The organism is Micromonospora sp. NPDC050276, from assembly GCF_044459545.1.
Lineage (GTDB): Bacteria > Actinomycetota > Actinomycetes > Mycobacteriales > Micromonosporaceae > Micromonospora.
Map to the genome: position 1 here is coordinate 24,122 of NZ_JBITJA010000002.1, position 24,430 is coordinate 48,551.

At 68.8% G+C, this 24,430-nt stretch carries 21 protein-coding genes; 11 read left to right on the forward strand and 10 right to left on the reverse strand.

The window, feature by feature from the left end; all coding sequences use genetic code 11:
* Nucleotides 1-70: 70 nt before the first annotated feature.
* Nucleotides 71-355 (reverse strand): hypothetical protein, encoded by a 285-nt coding sequence (locus ACIBF8_RS03425; protein WP_396780735.1) that lies wholly within the window; start codon nucleotides 353-355, stop codon nucleotides 71-73.
* Entirely contained in the window at nucleotides 352-942 is a 591-nt protein-coding gene (locus tag ACIBF8_RS03430) for a DinB family protein (protein ID WP_396780736.1), read from the reverse strand. Before ACIBF8_RS03430 ends, ACIBF8_RS03425 begins: the two co-directional genes overlap by 4 nt.
* A gap of 159 nt (nucleotides 943-1,101) precedes the next feature.
* Here ACIBF8_RS03430 and ACIBF8_RS03435 point away from each other — a divergent pair, with 159 nt between their 5' ends.
* The 3 genes from ACIBF8_RS03435 (at nucleotide 1,102) to ACIBF8_RS03445 (ending at nucleotide 3,050) form a co-directional block, all read left to right on the forward strand.
* Nucleotides 1,102-1,602 carry a YcxB family protein gene (locus ACIBF8_RS03435; protein ID WP_396780737.1) on the forward strand — a complete coding sequence of 167 codons (501 nt, stop codon included), beginning with the start codon at nucleotides 1,102-1,104 and terminating at the stop codon, nucleotides 1,600-1,602.
* A gap of 308 nt (nucleotides 1,603-1,910) precedes the next feature.
* Nucleotides 1,911-2,285, forward strand: a complete 375-nt coding sequence (locus ACIBF8_RS03440) for a cupin domain-containing protein (protein ID WP_396780738.1) — start codon at nucleotides 1,911-1,913, stop codon at nucleotides 2,283-2,285.
* 333 nt (nucleotides 2,286-2,618) lie between these two features.
* On the forward strand, nucleotides 2,619-3,050 hold the full coding sequence (locus ACIBF8_RS03445) for a VOC family protein (protein WP_396780739.1): 432 nt from the start codon (nucleotides 2,619-2,621) through the stop codon (nucleotides 3,048-3,050).
* Nucleotides 3,051-3,148: 98 nt separating this feature from the next.
* On the opposite strand, the gene ACIBF8_RS03450 is transcribed toward ACIBF8_RS03445, so the two are convergent.
* Nucleotides 3,149-4,603, reverse strand: coding sequence for an alkaline phosphatase PhoX (locus tag ACIBF8_RS03450; RefSeq protein ID WP_396780740.1), 1,455 nt, complete (start codon nucleotides 4,601-4,603; stop codon nucleotides 3,149-3,151).
* Nucleotides 4,604-4,782: 179 nt separating this feature from the next.
* On the opposite strand from ACIBF8_RS03450, the gene ACIBF8_RS03455 reads away from it, so the two are divergent.
* Genes ACIBF8_RS03455 through ACIBF8_RS03465 form a run of 3 tightly spaced genes read left to right on the forward strand, consistent with a single transcriptional unit; the run spans nucleotide 4,783 to nucleotide 7,166 of the window.
* Nucleotides 4,783-5,580, forward strand: a complete 798-nt coding sequence (locus tag ACIBF8_RS03455; RefSeq protein ID WP_396780741.1) for an ABC transporter ATP-binding protein — start codon at nucleotides 4,783-4,785, stop codon at nucleotides 5,578-5,580.
* Entirely contained in the window at nucleotides 5,577-6,338 is a 762-nt protein-coding gene (locus ACIBF8_RS03460; protein ID WP_396780742.1) for an ABC transporter permease, read from the forward strand. Before ACIBF8_RS03455 ends, ACIBF8_RS03460 begins: the two co-directional genes overlap by 4 nt.
* 45 nt (nucleotides 6,339-6,383) lie before the next feature.
* The gene (locus ACIBF8_RS03465) at nucleotides 6,384-7,166 is read left to right on the forward strand and encodes a MerR family transcriptional regulator (protein WP_396780743.1); all 783 of its coding nucleotides are present in this window, start codon (nucleotides 6,384-6,386) and stop codon (nucleotides 7,164-7,166) included.
* 19 nt (nucleotides 7,167-7,185) lie between these two features.
* Here the strand turns inward: ACIBF8_RS03465 and ACIBF8_RS03470 are convergent, their stop codons facing one another.
* Both ACIBF8_RS03470 and ACIBF8_RS03475 read right to left on the reverse strand, forming a co-directional pair.
* On the reverse strand, nucleotides 7,186-8,139 hold the full coding sequence (locus ACIBF8_RS03470; protein ID WP_396780744.1) for a hypothetical protein: 954 nt from the start codon (nucleotides 8,137-8,139) through the stop codon (nucleotides 7,186-7,188).
* A gap of 308 nt (nucleotides 8,140-8,447) precedes the next feature.
* Nucleotides 8,448-9,923, reverse strand: coding sequence for an arabinofuranosidase catalytic domain-containing protein (locus ACIBF8_RS03475; RefSeq protein WP_396780745.1), 1,476 nt, complete (start codon nucleotides 9,921-9,923; stop codon nucleotides 8,448-8,450).
* 205 nt (nucleotides 9,924-10,128) lie between these two features.
* Here ACIBF8_RS03475 and ACIBF8_RS03480 point away from each other — a divergent pair, with 205 nt between their 5' ends.
* Nucleotides 10,129-11,142 carry a LacI family DNA-binding transcriptional regulator gene (locus ACIBF8_RS03480; RefSeq protein WP_396780746.1) on the forward strand — a complete coding sequence of 338 codons (1,014 nt, stop codon included), beginning with the start codon at nucleotides 10,129-10,131 and terminating at the stop codon, nucleotides 11,140-11,142.
* A gap of 10 nt (nucleotides 11,143-11,152) precedes the next feature.
* Here the strand turns inward: ACIBF8_RS03480 and ACIBF8_RS03485 are convergent, their stop codons facing one another.
* The 4 genes from ACIBF8_RS03485 to ACIBF8_RS03500 form a co-directional block, all read right to left on the reverse strand.
* Nucleotides 11,153-12,865 (reverse strand): amylo-alpha-1,6-glucosidase, encoded by a 1,713-nt coding sequence (locus tag ACIBF8_RS03485; protein WP_396780747.1) that lies wholly within the window; start codon nucleotides 12,863-12,865, stop codon nucleotides 11,153-11,155.
* Between the two features lie 32 nt (nucleotides 12,866-12,897).
* Nucleotides 12,898-13,722: a carbohydrate ABC transporter permease gene (locus ACIBF8_RS03490; protein ID WP_396780748.1), complete on the reverse strand. Its 825-nt coding sequence runs from the start codon at nucleotides 13,720-13,722 to the stop codon at nucleotides 12,898-12,900.
* Nucleotides 13,719-14,582 (reverse strand): carbohydrate ABC transporter permease, encoded by an 864-nt coding sequence (locus ACIBF8_RS03495; protein ID WP_396781239.1) that lies wholly within the window; start codon nucleotides 14,580-14,582, stop codon nucleotides 13,719-13,721. The genes ACIBF8_RS03490 and ACIBF8_RS03495 overlap by 4 nt, the downstream gene beginning before the upstream one ends.
* 125 nt (nucleotides 14,583-14,707) lie before the next feature.
* Entirely contained in the window at nucleotides 14,708-15,943 is a 1,236-nt protein-coding gene (locus ACIBF8_RS03500) for an extracellular solute-binding protein (protein WP_396780749.1), read from the reverse strand.
* Between the two features lie 299 nt (nucleotides 15,944-16,242).
* Here ACIBF8_RS03500 and ACIBF8_RS03505 point away from each other — a divergent pair, with 299 nt between their 5' ends.
* Together ACIBF8_RS03505 and ACIBF8_RS03510 are read left to right on the forward strand one after the other, a co-directional pair.
* Nucleotides 16,243-18,072: an RICIN domain-containing protein gene (locus ACIBF8_RS03505; RefSeq protein ID WP_396780750.1), complete on the forward strand. Its 1,830-nt coding sequence runs from the start codon at nucleotides 16,243-16,245 to the stop codon at nucleotides 18,070-18,072.
* Between the two features lie 183 nt (nucleotides 18,073-18,255).
* Nucleotides 18,256-19,824 (forward strand): arabinofuranosidase catalytic domain-containing protein, encoded by a 1,569-nt coding sequence (locus tag ACIBF8_RS03510; RefSeq protein WP_396780751.1) that lies wholly within the window; start codon nucleotides 18,256-18,258, stop codon nucleotides 19,822-19,824.
* Between the two features lie 83 nt (nucleotides 19,825-19,907).
* On the opposite strand, the gene ACIBF8_RS03515 is transcribed toward ACIBF8_RS03510, so the two are convergent.
* The gene (locus ACIBF8_RS03515; RefSeq protein WP_396780752.1) at nucleotides 19,908-21,227 is read right to left on the reverse strand and encodes a PHB depolymerase family esterase; all 1,320 of its coding nucleotides are present in this window, start codon (nucleotides 21,225-21,227) and stop codon (nucleotides 19,908-19,910) included.
* Nucleotides 21,228-21,478: 251 nt separating this feature from the next.
* Here ACIBF8_RS03515 and ACIBF8_RS03520 point away from each other — a divergent pair, with 251 nt between their 5' ends.
* Together ACIBF8_RS03520 and ACIBF8_RS03525 are read left to right on the forward strand one after the other, a co-directional pair.
* Complete coding sequence (locus ACIBF8_RS03520) at nucleotides 21,479-22,486, forward strand: PaaX family transcriptional regulator C-terminal domain-containing protein (protein WP_396780753.1); 1,008 nt, start codon at nucleotides 21,479-21,481, stop codon at nucleotides 22,484-22,486.
* A gap of 403 nt (nucleotides 22,487-22,889) precedes the next feature.
* Nucleotides 22,890-24,347 carry an endo-1,4-beta-xylanase gene (locus ACIBF8_RS03525; protein ID WP_396781240.1) on the forward strand — a complete coding sequence of 486 codons (1,458 nt, stop codon included), beginning with the start codon at nucleotides 22,890-22,892 and terminating at the stop codon, nucleotides 24,345-24,347.
* Nucleotides 24,348-24,430: the final 83 nt, after the last annotated feature.

Sequence of the window (24,430 nt, forward strand, 5' to 3'; positions counted from 1 at the left end):
GCAGGTCGGCCCACCCCTACCGGTGCCGGCAGTGTCGGACACTGCGGGGCATGGGTCTCGTGGCGGTGGATCAGCAGCGGCTGGGCGACCCGAATGTCCCGGAGACGGCGTTCAGCGTCACCTGTGGTGGCTCACCGACGAGCAGGTGCCGTGGCCCGGAGCCCCGGAGCCCCGGCGACCGGCCGCAGCGCGCGCGGCAACGGCGGACGGCACCTGCTCTCGTGCAGACGGTCGGGCAGACGTCACCGACGAGGATGGCGCCCGACGGGCCGTGCCCGATCGGCAGCCCGGCCAGTGGAGTGTCGACGAACGTCGCCGCGATCTGGTCGAGGTCGTCGACGGCTTTCCCGGTCATCCGAAGCGGTCGGCGATCTTCGTCAGCTTGCTGACGTACGCCGGCCAGTCGTAGTCGTCGGGGACGTTGGTGTTGTCCCGCCGCAGGCCGATCGTCGCGTCGTGCTGTTCGCGCATGATGTCGGCGTGCCCGGCGTGGCGGGCGAGGTCGCAGGTGACGTGGATGATGATTCGCTGCAGCGTCACGTCCTGCCTACCGGGCTGCCACCACGGCACCTTCCCGGGTGCGTCGAGCGGTAGCTGGTCGATCGTCTGGTCGGCGAACGCCCCGACCCGGCGATACAGGTCGATCAGCCCATCCTTCGTCTCGTCCTCCCGCGCGTACCAGTCGGCCTGCGGGTCCTCCTCGAACGCCGCCATGGGGACCAGCTCCTCGGGCGTCGGGAACTCGCGACCGAAGGTGGGCCCGAAGTAGCCGGCTTCGACGTTGAGACAGTGCTTCAGCGCGCCCAGCAGGTTGTTACCGGTCGCCGTGCGGGGCAGCCTGGCCTCGCGTTCGCTGAGCCCGTCGAGCTTCCAGATGAGGTTGTCGCGATTCCCCTGGAGGTAGAGGTGCAGCGCGGCCTTCGCATCGCTCAAGTCAGCCATGCCCGCCAGTCTCCCCTACACGCCGGGCCGTCGCGCACCCACGGCGGGCCGGTGCCGCAAGCACCGGCCCGCCGAGCGACTCGATCTGTCCGGGGTGTCAGATTGCCGCACCATCCTGCTCGGGGCCTCTCCAGCCGGGGCGGGAGTTATCGTTCTGGCGTGCACATCCGTTTCGACGTCCCCGCCGATCCCGCCTACCCGGGCCGGGTCGCCGCTGCGCTCGGCACCGTTCGGTTGCGCAGGTTCGGCTATATCGGAGCGGTCCTGGCGGTGGTCGGGGTCCTCGGCCTCGTCGTCTCGCGGGGGTTCGGGTGGGGTGAGCGCAGCGCACCGCTATGGACAACGCTGGTCGTGGCTGGCGTGCTGTCGATGCTGTACCGGCCGTGGGTGCTGGCGCGCGCCCGCCGCCGCTCCGGTCGCTACGCCGTCGACGGCGCCTACGACATCACCGATGACAACATCATGATGCGCAGCGGCTCGGAGTCCGGCGGCATCGCCTGGGACGGGGTGACCCAGGTGCGCGACGCCCGCGAGTTCTGGGTCGTGTACGTCGGACGGATGCCGGCGACCGTGATCCCGCGCTGGTTGATGTCCGCCGAGGATGCCGAGACGTTGCGCGCCCACATGACCGAACGAAGGCTGCTGCGGTCGCGAGGTTGAGCAGGGCGGTGAGCGCCTCCGCCGCGTCATCCCCGGCCCCGGCACACCGCCCGACGATGCGTTCACCCTCTGCTGTGTCGATGGGGTGCAAGCGCAGTCGGGGCGTACGAAGGTCGGTCACGGGCCACAGCGAAGCGGGCCTCCGGAGACCACACAAGCCGATTACGCGCCCGACGCAGGCCGGCTCCGCGGAATCGACCCCCGGTGTCGGCGTCCGCGCCCCTGATCGTCCGCGGCTACCTATCCTCGACGGGGATGCACCACATCCGAGTAGTGGCCGTCGGCCCGACGGCTTACAGGAGGCCGTCATGAGCACCAGGGATCGACCTGCGGGGATCAGCCCCGCAGCGGTGGAGTCAGCACCTGGGCTGTGGCGGATCGATCTGCAACGTCACGACCTCAGCATCCCCGGGCGGGAGGTCATTCAGACTCGGGTGGAGTTCACCCCGGATGCGCCACCGTTCAAGCATTTCCACCCCGGCGAGGAAATCATCTGCGTCCTGCAAGGAACGCTGGAATATCGGCTTGCGGGCCAGCCGCCTGTGGTGTGCAATCCCGGCGACGCGCTGACCGTCCCCTACGGTGTGCATCACCAGGCACGCAATATCGGTGACGGCATCGCGGTCGAGCTGGCCACCTACGTCGTCGAGAAGGGGAAACCACTTCTCACCAAGGTGGAGTGAGCGGCTTGATCCGCACCGGGTCGTTTACGCGATCGAGACGCGTCGGGCAGAAGGCACGCCATGACGAGTGAACGGGTCAAGTCCGTCGGTGGCTACACCATGCGCATCCTCGGCGTCATCTTCATCGCTGGCGGGGCGTTCCTGCTCAAGCCGCAGGGGTGACGCCCAGACCACGGAACACACGCTGAGGACTGTGGGTCACGCTCGCCACGGTCGTCGCTGCGCTCGGCCACGGCGACCACAGCCCAGGGCAGCAACCAAACCGCCTCCGATGCCGCGGCAACCCCGGCTCCGGCGAAAAGCGGCGGCAGCACGACCCCATAAGGTGAACAGATGTCCGTCAAGCAGGTCCAAGTTACCTTCGACTGCGCCGATCCCGAGCGAGTCGGGCGTTTCTGGTGCGAGGTGTTGGGGTACGTCCCGCCACCGACGCCGGAGGGGTTCGCCACCTGGGACGACTTCAACCGCGCGCAGCCGCCCGAGGAGCAGGGAACGTGGTTCGCCTGCAGCGACCCGACCGGTGCGGGCCCGCGGCTGTACTTCCAGCGGGTGCCCGAGGGCAAGGTCGTCAAGAATCGGGTGCATCTCGACGTGCGGGTCGGCACCGGGCTCGTGGGTGATGAGCGCCTGGCCGTTCTTGAAGCCGAGTGCGCGCGACTGGTTGCCCTCGGTGCGGTTCGCGGGCAGCTGTTGCTCGCCGACGATGAGAACGAGTCATGCCTCAATATGCAGGACGTCGAGGGCAACGAGTTCTGCCTCGCCTGAGTGGCCGGGATCCACCGGGCGGCTTCCGATCACCCGAGCGCAGCCGAACGCGGTGTGGGGGCCAGGCGACCGGCTGGCCCCCACACCGCCGAGTTCGATCAGCCCAGGTACTTCTCCCAGGGACCGGTGATGGCCAGGGTGAGGCCCGGGTCCTGCATGTTCACGAAGAGCACCTTGCCGTCCGCGCTGAAGGTCGGCCCGCAGAACTCCGAGTCGTTGAGCTGGTTGCGGGCGATCGCGTAGGTGGGGCCACCCGGGACCGTGCTGAGCACGTGCGAGGCGCCCGTGCCGTCCTCGGCGAGCACGAGGCTGCCCCACGGGGTGACGGTCACGTTGTCCGGGCCGTCGAAGGTGAGGTCGGTGTACTTGACCGGTGACCCCTCCTCGGAGGCGGTCTGGTGCGGGAAGTACGTCACCAGCTGGATGGTTTCGTTCTTGTAGTTGTAGAACCAGACCATGCCGTCGTGCGGTGCCGCGTCCGCCGGCAGGTCACCCTCGTCCCAGGCGTACGAGTTGACCACGTACACGCCCTCGTCGGTGCCCCACACACCCTCGAACTTGCGGCCGCGGGTGACCTGACCGTCAGCGAACTGCTCGCGCACCGACTTGGTGCGCGCGTCCCGGTCCGGCACCTCGATCCACCGGACCGGGAAGGGGCGGCCCAGCTGGGCGGAGGTCAGGTAGGCGACGTCCGGCAGCACTGAGCCGTCATCCATGATGATCTGCATCGCGGCGAGGACACCGGCGTTCGGTGCGAGCCGGGTGAGCACCCCAGGGCCCAGCTTGACGCCGTGCGGCGCGGTCCAGCGGTAGAAGAGGCCGTTGGGCCCGTCGGCGTCCTCGGAGAGGTAGATCCTCGTGCGGTCCTTGTCGACCGCCAGGGCCTCGTGGGAGTAGCGGCCCAGGCACTTGATCGGCTTGGGGTCCGCGCTGCCGTCGGCCCACACCTCGAAGACGTAGCCGTGGTCCTTCTGGTAGACGCCGGACCGGCCGTCCTCTTCCCACGTGTCGCCGGCCCGGTCCTCGGTCTCCTCGCAGGTGAGCCAGGTGCCCCAGGGGGTCGGCCCGCCGGCGCAGTTGGAGATGGTGCCGGAGAGGGCGACGAACTCGCCCAGGTTGCGGCCCGCCCGGTCGGTCTTGATCACGGTGCAACCGCCGGCGTCGACGGCGCCCGCGTCGTAGACCGTCCCCTTGACGTGCGGCACGCCGAACTCGGCACCCGGGTCGATCTCGTGGTTCTGGATCAGGGTGTACCGGCCGTGGCCGGCGTCGTAGACGGCCATGCCGTCGTGGTCCGACGGGGTGACGCCCTGGCCGCGGTCGAGCCGGGTGACGCCGGTCCGGGTGACCACGGTGTAGCTGAAGCCCTTGGGCAGGGCCAGGATTCCCTTGGGGTCGTCCACGAGCGGCGGGAACGGCGCGGTACCGGGCTTCACCGGCGGGTGCGGCCGGGCCGGGCTGGCCTGGGCCAGGGAGGGCAGGCCGCCCGCGACGGCAAGGCCGACGCCGGCGGCGGCGCCGCCGGCGAGGAAGGTACGACGTGAGGAAGGCACGCGGATCAACTCCTGATCAAGGCGAGTGCGACGACTGGCAGCCAACCCCCGCGGACAAACAGCGACACGGCACCTGTGGGATCGGGTGGTGACATCGGAGTAAAGAATCGGGGTCACGCACGCCTAGTCGAAACGGCCGGCTTGACCTTGACGCTGCGTCAACCCTCCATGCTGACGCCATGAGCATCCCGCCAACCACCGCTCAGGCCGAGCAGCCCGCGATCCACGTGCATGGCCTGGAGAAGTCGTTCAAGCAGTTGAAGGTGCTGCGCGGCGTCGACATCGACGTGGCGCGGGGCAGCATCTTCGCCCTGCTCGGCTCGAATGGGGCCGGCAAGACCACCGTGGTGAAGATCCTCGCCACGCTCCTCAAGGCGGACGGCGGGACGGCCCGGGTGGTCGGCTACGACGTGGCCTCCGAGGCCGCCAAGGTACGGGAGTCGATCAGCCTCACCGGGCAGTTCGCGGCGGTCGACGAGGTCCTCACCGGGCGGGAGAACCTGGTCCTGGTTGCCCGGCTGCGGCACCTCAAGGACCCGGGTGCGATCGCCGACGACCTGCTGCGGCGCTTCTCGCTGACCGAGGCGGGCACCCGGCGGGTGGGGACGTACTCCGGTGGTATGCGCCGCCGTCTGGACATCGCGATGAGCCTGATCGGGAACCCGCCGGTCATCTTCCTCGACGAGCCGACGACCGGCCTGGACCCGGAGGCGCGCATCGAGGTGTGGCAGGCGGTCAGGGAGCTCGCCCGGGGCGGCACCACAGTGCTGCTCACGACCCAGTACCTCGACGAGGCGGAACAGCTCGCCGACCGGATCGCGATCCTGCACGAGGGACGGATCATCGTGAACGGCACCCTGAACGAGCTGAAGCAGCGCCTCCCGCCCGCCGAGGTGGAGTACGTCGAGAAGCAGCCGACCCTGGAGGACGTCTTCCTCAGCCTCGTCGGCGTCAACACGGAGAAGGAACAACGATGAACAAGCACTTCCTCGGCGACACCGGAGTGCTGCTGGGCCGCTCGTTGCGGCACATCACCCGCAGCCCGGACACCATCATCACGACCGCGGTCATGCCGATCGCCTTCATGCTGCTCTTCGTCTACGTCTTCGGCGGCGCGATCGAGACCGGTACCGAGTCGTACGTGAACTATCTGCTCCCCGGCATCCTGCTCATCACGATCGCCTCGGGTGTCTCGTACACCGCCTTCCGGCTCTTCCTGGACATGCAGGGCGGCATCTTCGAACGGTTCCAGTCCATGCCGATCGCGCGATCCTCGGTGCTGTGGGCGCACGTGCTGACCTCGCTGGTCGCCAACCTGATCTCGCTGGTGGTCGTCGTCCTGGTCGCCCTGCTCATGGGCTTCCGGACGGGGACGAGCGTGCTGGGTTGGCTCGCCGTCGCCGCCATCCTGGTCCTGTTCACCCTGGCGCTGACCTGGATCGCCGTGGTCCCCGGCCTCACCGCGAAATCCGTGGACGGCGCCAGCGCGTTCTCGTACCCGCTGATCTTCCTGCCGTTCGTCAGCTCGGCCTTCGTGCCCACCGCGTCGATGCCCGGCCCGGTGCGCGCCTTCGCCGAACATCAGCCGGTGACCGCCATCGTCAACGCGATCCGGAGCCTGTTCGCCCAGGAGCCGGTCGGTACCGGCATCTGGAGCGCCCTCGCCTGGTGCCTCGGCATCCTCGTCGTGGCCTACGTGTTCGCCAACCTGACCTACCGCCGCAAGATCTCCTGAGCGGGATTCGAGGGGGCCGGGCGACTCGGGGGGCAGGATCAGGGCATGCTGACCATCAGTCAACTGGCGGCCTATGCCGGCGTCACGGTGCGAGCGGTGCGGCACTACCACCAGATCGGCCTGTTGCCGGAGCCCGAGCGGGACGCCTCGGGCTACCGGCGGTACGGCGCCACGGCTGTCGTGTCCCTCATCAGGATTCGTATTCTCGCCAATGCCGGGGTGCCGCTGTCTCAGATCGGCCAGCTGTTGGAGGCCGACGCGTCGACCTTCGCCGCCGCGGTCAAGGAGATCGACAGGCGGTTGGGTGACGAGATCGCACGACTGGAGGCCAGCCGCAAGCAGATCGCGCAACTCGCCGCCGGGGACCGTCTGGCGCTGCCGCCCGAGGTGATCACCTATCTCGACCGGCTCCGGGAGATCGGCGCCTCGGAGCGGGTGGTGACGGGTGAGCGTGACGGCTGGATCCTGATGGCGGCCCGCTGGCCCGACCGGGTGGGCGACTGGATGCCCGGCAAGATCGCGCAGCTGGACGATCCGCAGGTCGTTCGGCTGTACCAGATCCTGTCCCGGATCTTCGACAGCGACGGCGGCGACGACGCGGGTCTGGAGGAAGCCGCCGACCTCATCGCTGGCCTGGCCGAGCAGGCGTACGCCTCCGGCCAGATCGACCTCGGTGAGGTGGCGCAGGACGATCTGCCGTTCGACCTTCTGGACGCGCTGGCCGTGGAGGCCGACCCGCGGTTGCAGCGGCTGTTGGATCTGGTGCGTGAGCGTGGCTGGGCTGGTCTGGCCAAGCTGGAGCGACTGGCGGAGCCACCACCCGACTGACCGTCGACGCGATCCGCGGTCAGCTCTGCTGGTAGTTCACGGCGGCGAACCCGCACGGCTGGTGCAGGTGCAGGTAGTAGGCGCCCTCGCCACACTCGTCCAGGTCCGCACCCCCGATCAGACCCAGGTAGTCCATCGGGTGCCCGCAGCCCGGGCAGTCGGGGTGCTCGGCGTCCTGGATCCAGTCGGGCCGGCCGCCCAGGGTGGAGCCGCCCTGATTCCAGGCGCTGGCCTGGTACGGGCTCGCCAGGGCCGGCCCCGGGACCGGAAGCAGTGTCGGCGGGTCCTCCGGTCCGGCGGCGTCCCCCAGGTAGCTCGGACGGGTGTTGTCCGCCCACCAGTCGCTGGCACCGGTCGGCGTGACCCGGCTGTACAACGTGGTGTAGCAGGCGCAGAAGTGGCAGGCCCGCACGACCAGACGACCGGACCAGCCGGTGTGTGCCAGCGCCGCGCCGATGGCGGGGTCGGCGGTGTCGAGGTCGGCGGCGACCCAGAGCGGCGACGCGCACCAGGGGCAGGCGGGTCGGTCCGTGGGCGCGGGCGCGTCCCGCATGACCCACCGGTACGCGACGTCACCGCACAGGTCCCGGCGGTCGCCGTCCGGGGTGATCGCCCAACCGCCCTCGACCGCGTAGCTCAGCGCGCTCGCCTGCAGATCCTCCGCACCGGCCGGCGGTTGCGTCGACCAGCGACGCAGAGCCTCCTCGGCGAGCGGGTGCGCGCTGTGGGCCAGGATCAGGAGCAGATGGTTGAGTCGGTCCGGCGTGCGTCCGCTGTCGATCTGCTCGATGACCCGGCCGACCAGGTCGGCGCCGGCCGCGCGGTACAACGTCGCCGGCCACAGCACGTCGAGGTCGAGCAGGATCCCGTGGTACGGCGACAACCTCCCGGGATCGGCGTTGGCGAGCTCGCTCAACTCCTCGACCGCGTGGTCGTCCTCGTCCGCCGCTCTTCTGATCAATTCCTCGAGCACCAGCGGATGGTAGCCGGGCGGCCGCCGCGGATCAGGTCGACCTCGGTTCGTGCGGGTACCACCTCCGGCGTTCAGCGACCTGCTACCGGGGTCGGTTGAGGTCGACGATCCTTGGACCGATCGGGAGTGCGGCGCCACCAGCGGCGGGACGCCAGCGCCGCCAGCCCGGCGCCGGCGGCATTGAGCAGAACGTCGTCCACCGACGACACCCGGTCCAGCCGTAGGACATACTGGGCGGTCTCGACCAGGTCGTGCCGCCCCCGGTTGCGTTGTGGGGGCGGCAGGACCGGTCGATCGGGTGGCGGTGGTCAGCTGCGGGTGGACCATTGCTGGTTCGGTTGGCCGTTGCAGGCCCAGAGGATGAGTTTGGTGCCGTTGGCGGTCCCCGCGCCGTTCGCGTCGAGACAGAGTCCGGATTGGACGCCGGTGATGGTGCCGTTGGCGTTGAGGTTCCACTGTTGGTTGGTCTGGCCGTTGCAGTCCCAGATGATCGCCAGGGTGCCGTTGGCGGTGCCCTGGCCGTTGGCGTCGAGGCACTTGTTGCCGTACACCTGGAGTTGTTTGGCGGCGGTGTAGGTCCAACGCTGCGCGGTGTTGCCAAGGCAGTCCCAGAGTTGGACCTGGGTGCCGTTGGTGCTGGTGCCGTTGGGTACGTCGACGCAGCGGCCGGATTGTCCGCCGACGATCTGGACGTTCTGTTGCGGGTTGCCGCCTCCGGCCGTCGCGTAGCCGGCGGCGGCGATGTTGGCCTGCACGGCATCATCGGTGGCCGCCGTCGGGTAGCCGGAGGTCAACACACCCTCGTAGAAGGTGCCCCGCCCGGAGACGCTGTTGTCGCCGCCGATGCCGAGGAGGATGGCCCCCTCCTTCTTCATCGGGTGGTAGCCGTTGGGACGTCGCCCGTCGAAGTAGGTGGTCAGACCACCCGCCTGGCCGTTGCCACCTCGGATCGCCCAGTGGTTCGGCTCGCCCTTGACCATGGCGGTCACGAAGCGGTGGTTGATCGGGGCGATGTTGTTGTATCCCGCGTTCACCCCGGAGAAGAGCCCCCACTCCAGGTCGGCCATGATCCAGGGGCCGGCACCGGCTCCGTAGCCCCACTGCTTGTTGGCGCCGAAGTAGACGGTCTCCATGATCGCGGGCGCGTCGGCTTGGCCGTCGGTCTGCGCGTTGCCGTAGTCGAAGCAGCACCACTGGTTGTAGTGCGTGCCGTCGACGACCGCGTAGATGCCCTCCGGTTGGTCGCCGGTGGCGACGCCGTTGGTGTTGTTGTTGCGGTAGCCGGTGCCGGGGGCGATGTAGACGCCGTACGCCTTCTGGCCGCCGATGGTGATCGGGGCGGCCTTCGCGTCGGCGAGGTTGTCCCATCCGCCCGGTCCGGGACCGGGCCAGTAGCCGGGAGGTGCCTGGGTGAGGCGGTTGTTGCGGCCGGACTGGTCGTAGATGATCGTGATGACGCAGTTGGTGTTGGCGCAGAAGGTGTCCTGGGTGGCGGCGTTGACGACACCACCCGCGCTCAGCGCCCCGACGTCGCGGGTGGTGTTGTCCGAGGAGCGGCGGACCTGGTAGAGCGGGCCGTTGTACGCCCCGTACAGCGCGCGGGTGGTGCTGTGCGCGGCGACGCACGGCGTGCCGCCGGAGGCGTAGATGTCACAGGGGCCCGTGCCGGCGGCGTGGGCGACGCCCGGCGCGTCCGAGACCACGTAGACGCCAGTGCCGACGACGAGGGCCAGCAGGGTCCCGGCGGCGGCCAGCAGGCGACCCAGCTTTCTCTTCACATTCATCGGATCCTTTCCGTTGCGGGTGGGGGTGCGGTACGGATGGCGTCATTGACGTCACACGTCATACCTGTGACATTAATAGCCGTCCATGTATTGGCGCTAGTTGGCACGCGTTGGTCATCGATCGATGAGCCTGAGGACGGATATGCTGGTCAGCGGAGCAAGGTGCGTCCCCGTGTCGGGGCAAAAATCGATTCGAGGGCGATTGATGAACATCGGGGAGATCGCTCGCCGGGCGGGGGTGTCCCGCAGCACCGTTTCCTACGTGCTCAGCGGAAAACGCAGCGTGTCCGAGGCGACCCGGCAACGGATCCAGTCGGTCATCGACGAGTTGGACTACCGGCCGAACGCCAGCGCCCGTGCTCTCAAGGAGGGGCGCACCCGCACCCTCGGGTTGGTCATCCCGCCGGCGAGTCAGCGGTTGACCGACATGCAGCTGGGCTTCGTCGCCAGCGTCGTCGAGGCGGCCGCGCGCCATGACCTCGACGTTCTGCTGTCCCCCTCCGGGGGTGACCACGACCGGTCGTTCGAGCGGATCGTCACCGGGCGTCGGGTCGACGGTGTGATCCTCATGGAGATCCGGTTGGCGGACGATCGGGTGACTCGGCTGACCAAGGCCGGTCTGCCGTTCGTCACGATCGGTCGGACCGCCGAACCGCACGGAATGAGTTGGATCGACATCGACTACGCGGGGCTGATCGCCCGCTGCGTGCAGCACCTGGCCGATCTCGGGCACCAGCACGTCGCGCTCGTCAACCGGTCGGCCGAGTTGGTGGCCGCGGGATACGGCCCCAGCCATCGCGCCTTGTCCGGGTTTCGGGCGGCAGCGGCGGAGCGGGGCCTGACCGGCGTGGAGGTCTGCTGCGGCGACGACACGGCCTCCGGCGAGGCGTGCATGGAACAGCTGCTCGCGACACATCCGGAGGTCACGGCGGTGGCCACCATCAACGAGGCCGCGCTGCCCGGTATGCAGCGCGCGCTGACCGGGGCCGGGCTGTCCGTGCCGCGCGACTTCTCCGTCACCGGGGTCGCCGCGCAGCACTGGGCGGAGGACTTTCGCCCGCCGTTGACCGCCGCCGACGTCCCGATGGTCGAGATGGGCGCCGAGGCGGTGTCGCTCCTGCTGGAGAGCATCGCGGCACCCGACGCCGTGCCACGGCACCGGCTGTACACACCGCCGATCTCGCTGCGCTCCAGCACCGGTCCCGTCCGCGCCCGCTGATCCGGATCGGCTACCCACCACCGGCCCTCCGCTCCTCCTGGGCCGCGGCGAGGATGAGGTAGCTGCTCGCGGTCCAGGTGTACGCGCGGTCCCGGAGCCCGGCGCCGGTCTCGGCGTCGAAATTCTCCGCGAAGCCGGACTTCTCACACAGCGCGAGGAATCGCCGACTGATGTCGTCGGCGATTCTGGTGTGTCCGGCCCGCCGCAGGCCGTCCTCGACCAGCACGGTGGAGGGTGCCCAGATCGGGCCACGCCAGTAGCCGTCGGCAACGTAGTGGGCCGAGTCCGGCGGCTCGGTGGCCAGCCCGTGCGTGGTCAGATGGGTCTCGACGCCTCGCGCGAGGGCGCCGGCGACCGGGGCGGGCAGGTCGTCCCCGAGTGCCACCGGCATCAGGTCGAGCAGGCTGCGGCTCCTTCGCCGGCGGCCGGTGTGGGGGTCGCGGGCGGTGAAGCGTTCGCCATCCCACAGGTCGTGCAGCATGGCCGTGTGGATCCGCTCGGCCTCCAGGGACCAACGGTCGGCGGGCTCACCCAGTTCGGCGGCGAGGTCGGCGAGGCAGCGAAGCTGCGAGACCAGGAACGCGGCGAGGTCGGCCGTCTCGAGGACCCGGTTGTCGTCGAAGGTGGTGGCGTTGTCCCAGCCGCTGTCGTTGCCATGCTGATAGTGCGGCAGGTCGTGGCCGGGGGCTCGACGCGCGTCGAGCCAGAACTCGGTCCAGCGGGCCAGCCGGTGGTACGTCTGCGCCAGTGCCACCCGGTTCGGCGACTGGGGAAGGCGTCGGCGCAGGTGACGGAGGGCCCACCCGTGGATGGGCGGCTTGACGTAGTTGTGCAGGACCTCGGAGTGGGTGACCGAGTCGGGTAGGGCACCGGTCTCGTCCTGATGGTCGAAGGGCAGCTGGAACTGGTGCCAGGCGAGCTCCGGCTCGCCGGCCGCGAGGGCGATCGCGTTGAAGCAGTGGTCCCAGCTCCACACCTTGTCCATCCAGTGTTTGGACATGAGGACGGCCGGCCGGGTAACGAAGCCGGCCGGGGCCACCGTGGCCGACCACAGGACGTACGCGGCCAGCTCGGCGGCCGGGGTTTCCGCACCACGCCAGGGCGCGACCGCGTCGACGAACGCGGTGAACTCCGTGAGCCGGTCGTGGCACAACTGCTCGAAGGTGACCGATCCGAGGTACGGGCGGCGTGCGGTGGCGTACTCCTCGATCGCGATCTCCCAGGGTTGGTCGCCGGAGAGATCCAGGGACCGGTCGGCGGTGCCGAGCGCCTGTGCGCCGTCGGTCCGCCGCACCGCGCCGGAGAGCACCGTGATCCGGTAGCGGCGCCCGGTTTCGTACGAGGTGAACACGTGTGATCCATCGACCGGGTCGACGTACAGGTAGGTGCCGCTGAACGGGGTGAGGGTGGGCGCCGCCGCGGCCACCCGCAGGCCGAGCCGTCGACCCCGGATCCGCAGGGTGTCCGGTCCGTCGTAGACAGCCTCGATCCGGTCGGCCCCGTTGCGCCAGGTCAGCAGCGCGGGCGTGGCGACGACAGTGGTGTCGGCGACCGTGGGGGAGAGACGCAGCACGGGGTGCAGCCCGGTCTGGTGGGAGACCAGGTGCAGATCCTCGGCGTACGTCTTCTCGGCGACCACCGGAGAGATGTTGAACCAGGATCCTCGGTAGCTGAACGGGATGTCCTGGATGGGGAACTCCGGACCGGACGGGGCGACGGTCATGGGTGGCGGGTGCCTTTCTGTGGTGCGGGTGGTCAGTCCTTGACGGCGCCGGCCGTCACGCCCATCGAGACGTACCGCTGGGCGAGGACCAGCAGCACGGCGGCGGGGATCGAGGCGACGACAGCGGTCGCCATGATGGCGTTCCACTGCTGGTTGTTGTTGCCGATGTAGTGGTAGATGCCGAGGGTGATCGGCTGATGGTCACCGCCACCGGCGAGGGTCGAGGCGAAGATGAAGTCCGACCAGGACCACAGGAACGCGAACAGCGACACCGTGACGATCGAGTTGCGGCTGACCGGCAGCACGACCGACCAGAAGGTCCGCAGCCGACCGGCGCCGTCGACCACGGCGGCCTGGAGCAACTCGTCGGGTATGCCGGACATGAAGGCCGTGAAGATCAGGACGGCGAACGGCACCGCGAGTGTCGTGTCGGCCAGGATCAGGCCGGGCAGCGTGTTCAGGACACCGAGAGTGAGATAGATGGCGTAGAAGCCCATCGCCATGATGATGCCCGGGATCATCTGCGCGATCAGCAGGACGAAGCTCAGCGCCGAGCCGCCGGGTGGCCGCAGCTTCGCCAACGCGTATCCAGCGGGAGCGGCCAGCGCCACGGTCAGCGCCACCGTGCCGAGACCGACCAGGAAGCTGGTCCCGAGGTACGGCAGTTGCTGGTCGAGCACCGCGCGGTAGCCGTCCAACGTGCCGTTGACCGGGAACAGGTGCGGGGGCGTGGCCCGCATGTCCTGGTCCCGGGTGAAGGACACATTGATCATCCAGTAGACGGGGAAGAGCATGAGCCCGGTCAGCACCAGGCCGATGCCGGTCTTCCACCAGGCCCGAGACGGTGACGTGGTCATCGCAGCTGCTGCCTCCGCTCGATCCGGATGTAGCCGAGCCCGGCGATCAGGGCCAGCACGATGAGCAGGTTTCCGATGGCCGCCCCCGGCCCGAACTCGGGCAGCAGGTTGCCGAAGCCGAGCCGGTACGACCAGGTGGCGAGCGTGGCCGAGGAGCCGGTGGGGCCGCCCCTGGTCATGATCCAGATGATGTCGAAGACCTTCAGCGTGTAGATCAACCCCAGCAGCAGCGTGATCGTGGAGACGGGACGCAGCAACGGGAAGGTGATTCCCCAGAACCGCTGCCAGCCCGATGCCCCGTCGAGCGCGGACGCCTCGTACACCTCGGTGGGGATCGCCTGGAGGCCGCTGTAGAGCACCACCAGGTTGAACGGGATGCCGATCCAGACGTTCGCGATGATCACCGAGGTGAGCGACCAGGCCGGCGAGGTGAGCCAGTTGACCCCGTCGATCCCGACCACGCCGAGCGCCGCATTGACCAGACCCGAGTCGCTGTTGAGCAGCCACGACCAGGTCGACGCGGAGACGATCAGTGGCAGCAGCCACGGTACGAGGATCAGCGCCCGCAGCGTGCGGGACAGCGGAAAGTGCTGGTGGAAGAAGAGCGCCAGGGCCATCCCGATGGTGAACTGGAAGACGAGCGACGCGGCGGTGAAGACCAGCGTGTGCGTCAGCGTCGGCCCGAAGGCCGGGTCGGACAGGACGGTCCGGTAGTTGTCGAGGCCGGCGAAGGGCGCCCCGCCCTGCACGAACGAGCGGACGGTGTACGCCCGCAGGCTCAGCTCGACGTTGCGGTAGAGCGGGTAGGCGTAGAAGGCCAGCAGGTAGGCGGTCACCGGTGCCAGGAAGCCCCAAGCCAACCATCGGCCGGGCCGGCGTACGCGGGACGGGGGAGGCCCGGGTGGGGCGGCCGTCGCCGCCCCACCCTGCTTCGGTGCGGTGGTGGAGGTCGCTGTCGTGGGGCGCATGTGTCGGGTCGGCCCGCCTACCTGGTCGAGGCCGCGGTCTGCGCGGCGGTCAGCGCCTCCTGCGGCGACTTCCCGCCGCTGAGGGCCGCCTGGACCGCTGTCCACAGCGATTCGGAGATCTTGGGGTACTTCGTGCCGAGGTTGTCGCCGGTGCGGCCCTTCGCCGCCCGGACCGCCTCCACCCAGACCTTGAGCTTGGGGTCGGCCGCCTGCCGGTCCTGCACCGCCGCCACCGGCGCGACGTAGGAGAGCGTGGTGTCCGTGGTGAGGAGGTTGTCGGCGTTGGTGAGGCAGGCGACTATCTGCCGTGACTTGTCGTACCGGCCGGTGTTCTTCTGCACGGGGATGGAGACGAACTCACCGCCGGTGGGTGCCGGCGCCGGGCCGCCCGCGCTGGCCGGGATCGCGATCGTGCCGTACGAGAAGCCGAGCTTCTCCGCGTTGGCCAACTGCCAGGTGCCGTTCTCGGCGAACGCGTAGTCGCCGGTGGCGAACTCCTGCCAGCTCGTGGTCTGGGTGTTGTTGATGACGGAGTTCGGGGCGTGGCCCTGCTTGAGCCAGTCCGTCCAGAGGGCCAGCGCGGACACCGCCTGTGGCGAGTCCAGACTGGTCAGTTGGGCTCCCGATCCCCAGAACCAGGGCAGGAACTGGAAGCTGCCCTCCTCGGTGCCGATCGCGGAGAAGGTGATGCCCTTCTTCCCCTTGGCCTTGACCTTGGTCAGCGCCGCGTTGAGGGACGTCCAGTCCGTGATGCCGGCCGGATCGACGCCGGCGGCGGTCAGCAGGTCCTTGTTGTAGTAGAGAGCGAGGGTGTTCGCCCCGATCGGCACCCCGTAGGTCTTGCCCTCGCTCTGGCCGGCGCCGAGCAGGTTCTTCTCCATGGCCGACACGTCCAGCTTGTTGTCGTCGGTGGTGGTGAGCGCACCGGCTTCGGCCAGGGTCGAGATGACCGGGTTGTCCACGATCAGTACGTCCGGCGAGTTGCCCTGCTGGGCGGCGAGCAGCGCCTTGTTCGTCAGGTCGGTGGTGTCGTAACCGGTCCGCTCGACCGTCACGCCTGCGGAGGTGCCGCACTTCTTGAGCAGCGCGACCCACTCCGAGTCGCCGGCGAACTGCGGGTACGGGTCCCAGACGAGGTAGGCGCCACCGTCGGCGCCACCGTCGGAGGACGACGAGCAGGCGCTGCCTGTCACTGCGGCGAGAGCTATCACGGCGACGGCGACCAGGCGCCGCCGACGACTGAGTCCGGTCATCTGTTGCCTCACTTCAAATCGATCGTCAGGTGGGGTATGTGGGTTGATCGTCGCGGGCTGGACCAGTCCAACCATGAGGCGAATCGATTCGACGAATCGGTTCGCCCGAAGATAGGTCTGGCCGTGCCCGGGGGTCAAGAGACAGGTGGTCGCGCCGGGGGCATTGCTGGGCAACATGGTCGTTACCGAGCCGTCACTTCATTGACATGGTTCAGTCCTCGGTCCTACGATCCGTGCGAATCGATTCGCAAGCGCTGCCCTCCGGAGAGCGTCCCCCGCGCCCCACCAAGGAGCCGCCCGTGAAAACCCCGTCCCGCAGCAGGTCCGGACGTGTGTTCGTGGCCCGACTCGTCGTCGGCCTGCTCGCCGCCGCTGCCGCCGTCACCGCTGTCTCGTCCCCTGCCCAGGCCGCCGACGAGTCGATCAGTGTCAACTTCTCCAGCACCAGCGGTGCGCCGACCTACCGCGCTTCCGGCTGGATCTACGGCATGACCGAGAACGCCAGCGGTCCCGCCGACCACTTCTATCGAGACGTCAAGTTCCAGTACATGCGCGCCGGCGGCGCGCAGCTTCCGGGGAGTGGTTGGGTCGGTGGCACCTATGACCGTCGTTGGAACTCCACCCTCGCCCAGGCGCGTCGGACCACCGCCCTGGGCGGGAAGTTCATCATCCTGCCGCATGATCTCTGGGGTGCCGACGGCGCCGGAATCTCCCGCTTCCCTGGCGACAACGGCAACTGGACCGACTACGACAATTTCCTGACCCGGCTGATCAGCGACGTCCGGGCGTCCGGGCTGTCGGTGCAGTGGGACATCTGGAACGAGCCCAACATCACCATCTTCTGGAACCGGCCGATCTCCCAGTACCTAGAACTGTGGCGTCGGACCTACCAGCGCATCCGGGCGGAGTTCCCCAGCCAGCTCATCGTCGGGCCGAGCTGTGCCTGCGTGCCGTCGACCACGCACGCCTTCTGGAACCAGTATCTGGACTTCGTCCGCTCGACCAACACGGTGCCGGACATCATCAGCTGGCACTCGCTGCCCGGTGACCCGGTCGCGAACGTCAACGCCGCCAACGCCACCCTCGACCCGCGCGGCATCGCCCACCCGCGTCCCTACCAGATCAACGAGTACGGCGCGCCCGACGAGCAGAACCCGGCCGACGGCGCCTGGTACATCGCGCGGCTGGAGCGGGCCCGGGCCGACGGCCTGCGGGCGAACTGGGCCAGCGGCGGCAGCCTGCACAACGACCTCGGCAACCTGTTGATCCGCAACTCGGCCGGCCAGCACCAGCCCAAGGGCGAGTGGTGGAACTACCGCTACTACGCCTCCCAGGTCGGGGAGATCGCCGCGGTGACCCCCAGCCAGTCGTACGACGCGTACGCCACGAAGACGACCGGGGTGGCGAAGGTCCTGGTCGGCGGCGGTCGTACCACTGGCAACCTGACCGTCAACCTGCAACGCCTGGACACCACCAGCGGCATCGTCCAGAACAACCAGGTCCGGGTCCTCACCCAACGCATCCCGCACAACGGTGGCGGTGCGGTGGCCGGGCCGATCACCGTCTCGAACAGCGTGGTCGGGGTGTCCAACAACAACGCCACCGTGACTCTGCCGTACACCAACCAGACCGATACCTACACCGTCACGCTGCTGCCCCCCTCGGAGGGTGGCTTCCAGTCGGTGGCGGTGGCCCAGCACTCGCAGCAGTGCCTGAACAACCCCGGTCTGAGCACCGCCGACGGCAACGTCCAGCAGCAGAACTACTGCGACGGCGGTGACCAGCAGCTCTGGAACTTCCGGCCGGTCGCCGGCGTGGCCAACACCTACACGGTGGTCAACCAGCAGAGCGGTAAGTGCCTCGATGTGAGCGGCGTGTCCACCGCCGACGGCGCGGCCGTGCACCAGTGGACCTGCCTGAACGGCCTCAACCAGCAGTTCACGCTGCGCAAGGTGACCTACTCGGGCAACGATTCACACGACTACCAGCTCGTTGCCCGACACAGTGGCAAGTGTGTCGACGTCAGCACGGTCTCCACGGCGGCCGGCGCGCTGGTGCACCAGTGGACCTGCAGGGCGGCCAACCAGGGCAGCCCGCTGAACCAGACGTGGCGGCTCCTGGGGCGGTAGACATCCCGGGGGAAGGAGATGCGCTGGTCGTCCGCCCAACGGCCAGCGCACCACCCGGCAACCGCATTCATTGACATAAATTAAACAAAGGTCATACCATTCGCTGCGAATCGATTCGCCACCGCTACCGCCCTCCCTGGCGCGTCGACGCCCCCGCGCTTCCACGACTCCGAGGAGCCCCTCGTGCGAAACCCGTTCCCCGTCGGGCCAGGAGAGGCCCGTGAACTCATCCCGAGACGGCACCGAGCCCGACGCCTGACCGCCCTGGCGGGTGCTCTGGTCGGTGTTCTCGTCGGTGTCGGCGCCACCCCCGGTGCCCCCGCGCCGACCGCCGAGGCGGCCGTGTTGGCGGCCGCTATCCAACCGGGGCAGAGCACCCCGATCGTCGGTACGCCGTCCGGCCGTTGCCTCGAAGTGCCCAACTCCGGCACCACCAACGGCACCCAGACGCAACTCTGGGACTGCAACGGCACTGCCGGCCAGACCTGGACGTGGACGTCGACCAGGCAACTCCAGGCGTACGGCAACAAGTGCCTGGACGCCTCCGGCCGGGGCACCACCAACGGCACCCAGGTGATCATCTGGGACTGCAACGGGCAGAACAACCAACAGTGGAACGTCAACAGCAACGGCACCATCACCGGCGTGCAGTCCGGGCTCTGCCTCGACGCCTTCGGCGCCGCCACCGCGAACGGCACCAAAATCATCCTTTGGGCCTGCAACGGCGGTGCCAACCAGCAGTGGGCCTCGCCGACCACCACCCCGCCACCGACCAACCCGCCGACCGGTGCGCGCCCGTGCGACATCTACGCCTCCGGCGGCACCCCGTGCATCGCGGCGCACAGCACCACGCGGGCGCTCTTTGCGGCGTACGCCGGCAACCTCTACCAGGTCCGGCGCTCGTCGGACAACACGACCCGCAACATCGGGCTCACGGGTACGGGCGGCACGGCCAACGCGGCGACCCAGGACTCGTTCTGCTCCGGCACGACCTGCGTGATCACGGTCATCTTCGACCAGTCCGGGCGTGGTAACGACCTCTGGTACCAGGGGTCGAGCGTGGTCCCGGGCTCCCCCCAGAGCAAGCCGGCAATCGCGACCTCGGAGTCGTTGACCGTCGGCGGCGCGAAGGCGTACTCGCTCTACATCAATCCCGGTAACAGCTACTGGCGCGACGGGCACCTCACCGGTGTGCCGACCGGCGCGGCGCCCGAGGGCATGTACATGGTGACCAGCGGGACCCACGTCAACAGCGGCTGCTGCTTCGACTATGGCAACAGCGAGACGACCAGGAAGGCCGACGCCGCCGGGGCGATGGACGCCATCAACTTCAGCAAGCAGTGCTGGTTCGGCGGCTGCTCCGGCAGCGGGCCCTGGGTGCAGGCCGACCTCGAATGGGGTCTCTTCCCGGGCGGCAGCAGCTCCTGGAACCCGAACCAACGGGCGTTCACCAGCAAGTTCGTCACCGCCACGCTCAAGAACAACGGCACGACCCGCTTCGCCATCAAGGGCAGCGACGCCCAGTCCGGCAGCCTCTACACGCTGTACGACGGCTCGCTCCCGCCGGGATACAGCCCGATGAAGAAGCAGGGCGCGATCATCCTGGGCAGTGGCGGTGACTGCTGCAAGCCCGACGGTGGCGCCAACCTGAGCGCCGGCACCTTCTACGAGGGGGCGATGGTCGCCGGTTATCCGTCCGACGCGACCGAGAACGCGGTGCAGGCCAGCGTGGTGACCGCCGGTTACCGCTGAGCCCGGCAACGCCCGAACGGGTGGTGCGCCGGTCGCCACGGAGGTGGTGACCGGCGCACGCTCCCGTCGATGTCAACCCGGGGTCAGGCGACCGCGCAGGACGCGCCGTTGAGGGTGAACGACGTCGGCCGGGCGGTGTTGCCGGTGTGCGTGGCCTGGAAGCCGATGCTCACCGATCCGTTGGCGGGGATGCTGCCGTTGTAGGCGGCGTTCCGGGCCGTCACCTGGCCCGAGTTCGGCGAGTAGGAGGCGTTCCAACCCGAGGTGATGGTCTGGCCGCCCGGCAGGGTGAAGACGAGCGACCAGCCGTTGACGGCACCGGTGCCGGTGTTCGTGATGGTGAGGTTCTCGGTCAGCCCGGTGTTCCACGCGTTGACGTCGATCGCGACCCGACAGGCACCGGAAGCCGGCGGCGGGGTGGTCGGCGGCGGAGTCGTCGGGGGTGGCGTGGTCGGGGGCGGCGTGCTGGAGTTGGTCAGCCCGAAGAACGCGATGGCCGACGCGGCCATGCCGCCGGAGGGCAGGCTGTGCCCGGCACCCTGGATGCTGTACGCCTCGACCTGGACGGTGCCGCTGCTGTCGGCGTACCGGCGTCGGTTCCAGTTGGCCTGGGGCGTGTCGGTGGAGGTGGGTGTCTGGCTCAACCCGAACACGTTGGTCCACTGCTCGATCGCCTCCTGCAACAAGGAGTACGGCACGAGCGTGTCGTTGGTGCCGTGCCACAGTTGCACCCGAGGGCGGGGGCCGGAATAACCGGGGTACGCCTGGCGGACCGCGTCGCCCCACTGCTGCGGCGTCCGGTTCATGTTTCCGCCGGTGCACTGGCTGCTGGTCGGCGGGTAGTCCGCCGCGTTCAGGAAGCAGTTGTACGGCACGCCCATGAACGCGGCGCCCGCCTTGAACAGGTCGGGGTAGAGGGCCAGCATGTGGTTGGTCATCATGCCGCCGGACGAACTGCCGGTGGCGTAGACCCGGTCCGGGTCCGCCGCGTACTGCTGTTGCACGTACCGGATCATCGAGACGATCGACACTGGGTCGCTGCCGCCGCCACGTCGCTTGGCGGCGTCCGACCAGACGTCGAAGCAGTTGCCGAACCCGGCCTGCTGGGTGGCGGACGGGTAGATCACGATGAATCCGTAGCGGTCGGCGAGGCTGGCGAACTCGCTCCCGGAGTAGAAGCCGGGGCCGGACCCTCCGCAGCCGTGCATGGCCACCACGACCGCGGGCCGGCTCGGACGATTGTCCGGCACGTAGACATGCATGCGCATCCGGCCCGGGTTGTCGCCGAAGCTGGTCACCTCGGCCAGCGACGCCGCGTACGCGGGCCCGATCGTGGGGACCACGAGGCCCGTCGCCACCAGCGACGCGGCGAGGGTGAGCAGCAGTTTCCTTCTGATTTTCAACTGACGACTCCTTCGATTGCCTGTGCAGGCTGGGATTGGCCGCGCGACCCGGTCGCGGGTCTGCCCGACTCCCGCGGTGATCGCACGATGCCCGCTACCTGTGGCTCGCCCTGCCCGGCTTCGGATGGCGTCGCGTGGCAATTAGTGTTCCCTTCGGACCTACAAGTGTCAATCGATGTTTCTCTATTCAATATGAGTTGCGGCGGGCCGTCTACAGTCGTCATACCGTCCCTGCGGAGCACGGAGCGCCTGTGGCAAGCCCCTTCGACATCGACGAGATCTATCCCGACGACGGAGACCACTCACTCCGGCTGCCCCGGAGGCAGGTCGGCAACTCACCTCAGGGAGTCGCGGTGACCCTGCTGGCGGACTACACCCTGCGGACCCGGGTCGCCCTCCCGTCCGCGGCCATCGTTGCGTTGCTCGCGGAGACCGGTGTGACGACGGCCGGAGCGCGTACCGCGATCAGCCGGTTGGCCCGCCGCGGCGTGCTGGAGGGCAGCCGACTGGGGCGGCACAGTTCCTATCGGCTCAGCCAGGCGGCCGCAGCCAACCTTTCCGCCGGGGCCCACTGGATTCTCGCCTCCACCAGCTCGACGGCGCGGTGGGACGGATGCTGGACGATCGTCGCCTTCTCGCTGCCGCAGGACCGGAGTGCGCAGCGGCGGGCCCTGCGGGCGCAGCTCCGCTGGCTCGGTTACGCGCCGCTGTACGACGGGCTGTGGATCTCGCCACGCGAACTGACTCCGCTGGCTCGGGCTCGGCTCGATCGGCTCACCCTCGGTGCCGTGACGGTGTTTCGCGGGCGGCAGACCGCGCTCGCCTCGGCCATTCACCGGGCGCCGATCGAGGCCTGGGACATCGAGGCCATCAGTCGGAGCTACGAGGCGTTCCTCCGGCGTTGGACCCCGCTGCTGCCCGGTGTGGCGTCGGGGCAGGTCGACGGTGCGGCGGCGGTACGGGCCCGGACCGAGGTCATGGACACCTTCCGGCGTTTCCCCGTCCTCGATCCACAGCTGCCCGTGGAGCTCCTCCCACGAGAGTGGCTGCGGCGGTCGGCACGGGAGTTGTTCGGGGCTGTCTACGACGGGCTCGCCGCGTCCGCCGAGCGACACGTCCGGGCGGTCGTTGCGCGGTTCGCCGACGGCGCGCAGCCCGGCATCGAGGCCCACACCACCGGCGACATGCTGGCCGGGGTGCGCGGCGACGAGAACCCGGCCGAGCCGGCTCAGGGCAGCTCGGCCGCCGAGAGCTTGTAAGCAGCGGCCACCATCGATCTCCTGCGGCTTTCCTGTGAGCGATAACAGAAGCGGCGCAGCGGCTGGTGTGGGTGGTGTGTACCGGGCGAAACGGGGCGTTCCGGCGGATCGTCGTGAACGCCTCGTTACGTCTTGACGAACGACATGTTATCGCTCACTCTCGATATAGAGGACGGCCTCTGCGTGGCTCACCGGGCGAGGCGCGCGGGTCATACCTCGGATCGCGGCGTCCCCCCAGGGCATGCGGACGTCACCTCGGGACCCGGCAGTTGCCGGCGGCAGCCCGCTCGAACAGCGCGCTGTTGCCGGGCGGCCAGGATGACCGTCCCTTCCGGCTGTCCCGAGCGAAGTGGCACATCACCACCACCGATGCAACCACTGAAAAGGGAACGACATGAAACCCATGAGAACGATGCTGGCAGCGGCGACCCTCGCCGTCGCCCTCACCACCGGCATGACGGTGGCGCTGACTCCCGCAGTCGGCGCCGGCACGACGTTGAAGGCGGCAGCGGCGGAGAAGGGCCGTTACTTCGGCGCGGCGGTCGCGACGGGCAAGCTGTCCACCAGTGCGTACACGACGATTTTGAACCGTGAGTTCAACAGTGTCGTGGCCGAGAACGAGATGAAGTGGGACGCCACCGAGCCGCAGCAGGGTCGGTTCAGCTATACCGGTGGTGATCGTTTGGTCAGTCACGCGCAGGCCAATGGGATGAGTGTGCGGGGTCACGCGTTGTTGTGGCACGCGCAGCAGCCGGGTTGGGCGCAGGGCATGTCGGGTAGCGCGTTGCGTAACGCGGCGATCAATCACGTTACGCAGGTGGCGACGCACTTTCGGGGGAAGATTCATTCGTGGGATGTGGTGAACGAGGCGTTCGCCGATGGTGGTTCCGGTGGGCGGCGTGATTCGAACCTGCAGCGTACCGGCAATGACTGGATCGAGGCGGCGTTCCGGGCGGCGCGGGCGGCGGATCCGGGTGCGAAGTTGTGTTACAACGACTACAACACCGATGGGATCAACGCGAAGTCGACCGGTATCTACAACATGGTGCGGGACTTCAGGTCCCGTGGGGTGCCGATTGACTGTGTGGGGTTCCAGTCGCACCTGGGTACCTCGTTGGCGGGTGACTACCAGGCGAACCTGCAGCGTTTCGCTGATCTTGGTGTGGACGTGCAGATCACCGAGCTGGACGTGATGACCGGCGGCAACCAGGCCAACATCTTCGGTGCCGTCACCCGCGCCTGCCTGGCCGTGTCCCGCTGCACGGGCATCACCACCTGGGGTGTGCGGGACTGCGACTCGTGGCGGGGTTCCGACAACGCTCTGCTGTTCGACTGCAACGGCAACAAGAAGGCCGCGTACACCGCCGTTCTGGATGCCCTCAACGGCGGCTCCACCCCACCCACGACGCCCCCGCCGGGCACCGGAGTGGACACCAGCGCCTGGTACGTGTTGCTGAACCGGAACAGCGGCAAGGCGCTGGACGTGTACGCCTCGGCCACCACCGACGGGGCGCGCATCAGCCAGTGGACCCGCAACAACGGCAACAACCAGCAGTGGCAGTTCGTCGACTCGGGGGGTGGCTACTACCGGGTGAAGTCCCGTAACTCCAGCAAGGTGCTCGACGTCAGCAACTTCTCCACCGCCGACGGTGGCGCAATCGTGCAGTGGTCCGACCTCAACGGCACGAACCAGCAGTTCCGAATCGCCAATTCGGCCGACGGTTACGTGCGGTTGATCAACCGCAACAGCAACAAGGCCGTCGAGGTGCAGGGCGCGTCCACTGCCGACGGTGGAAACGTCGTCCAGTACACCGACTGGGGTGGCAACAACCAGCAGTGGCAACTGGTCCGCATCGGCTAGCGACCGGTCGGGCGAGAGGTGACGAACGGCGGCCCGCCCATCAGGCGGGCCGCCGCGGCCGTCACGCAGTCGTAGCGGCTCGG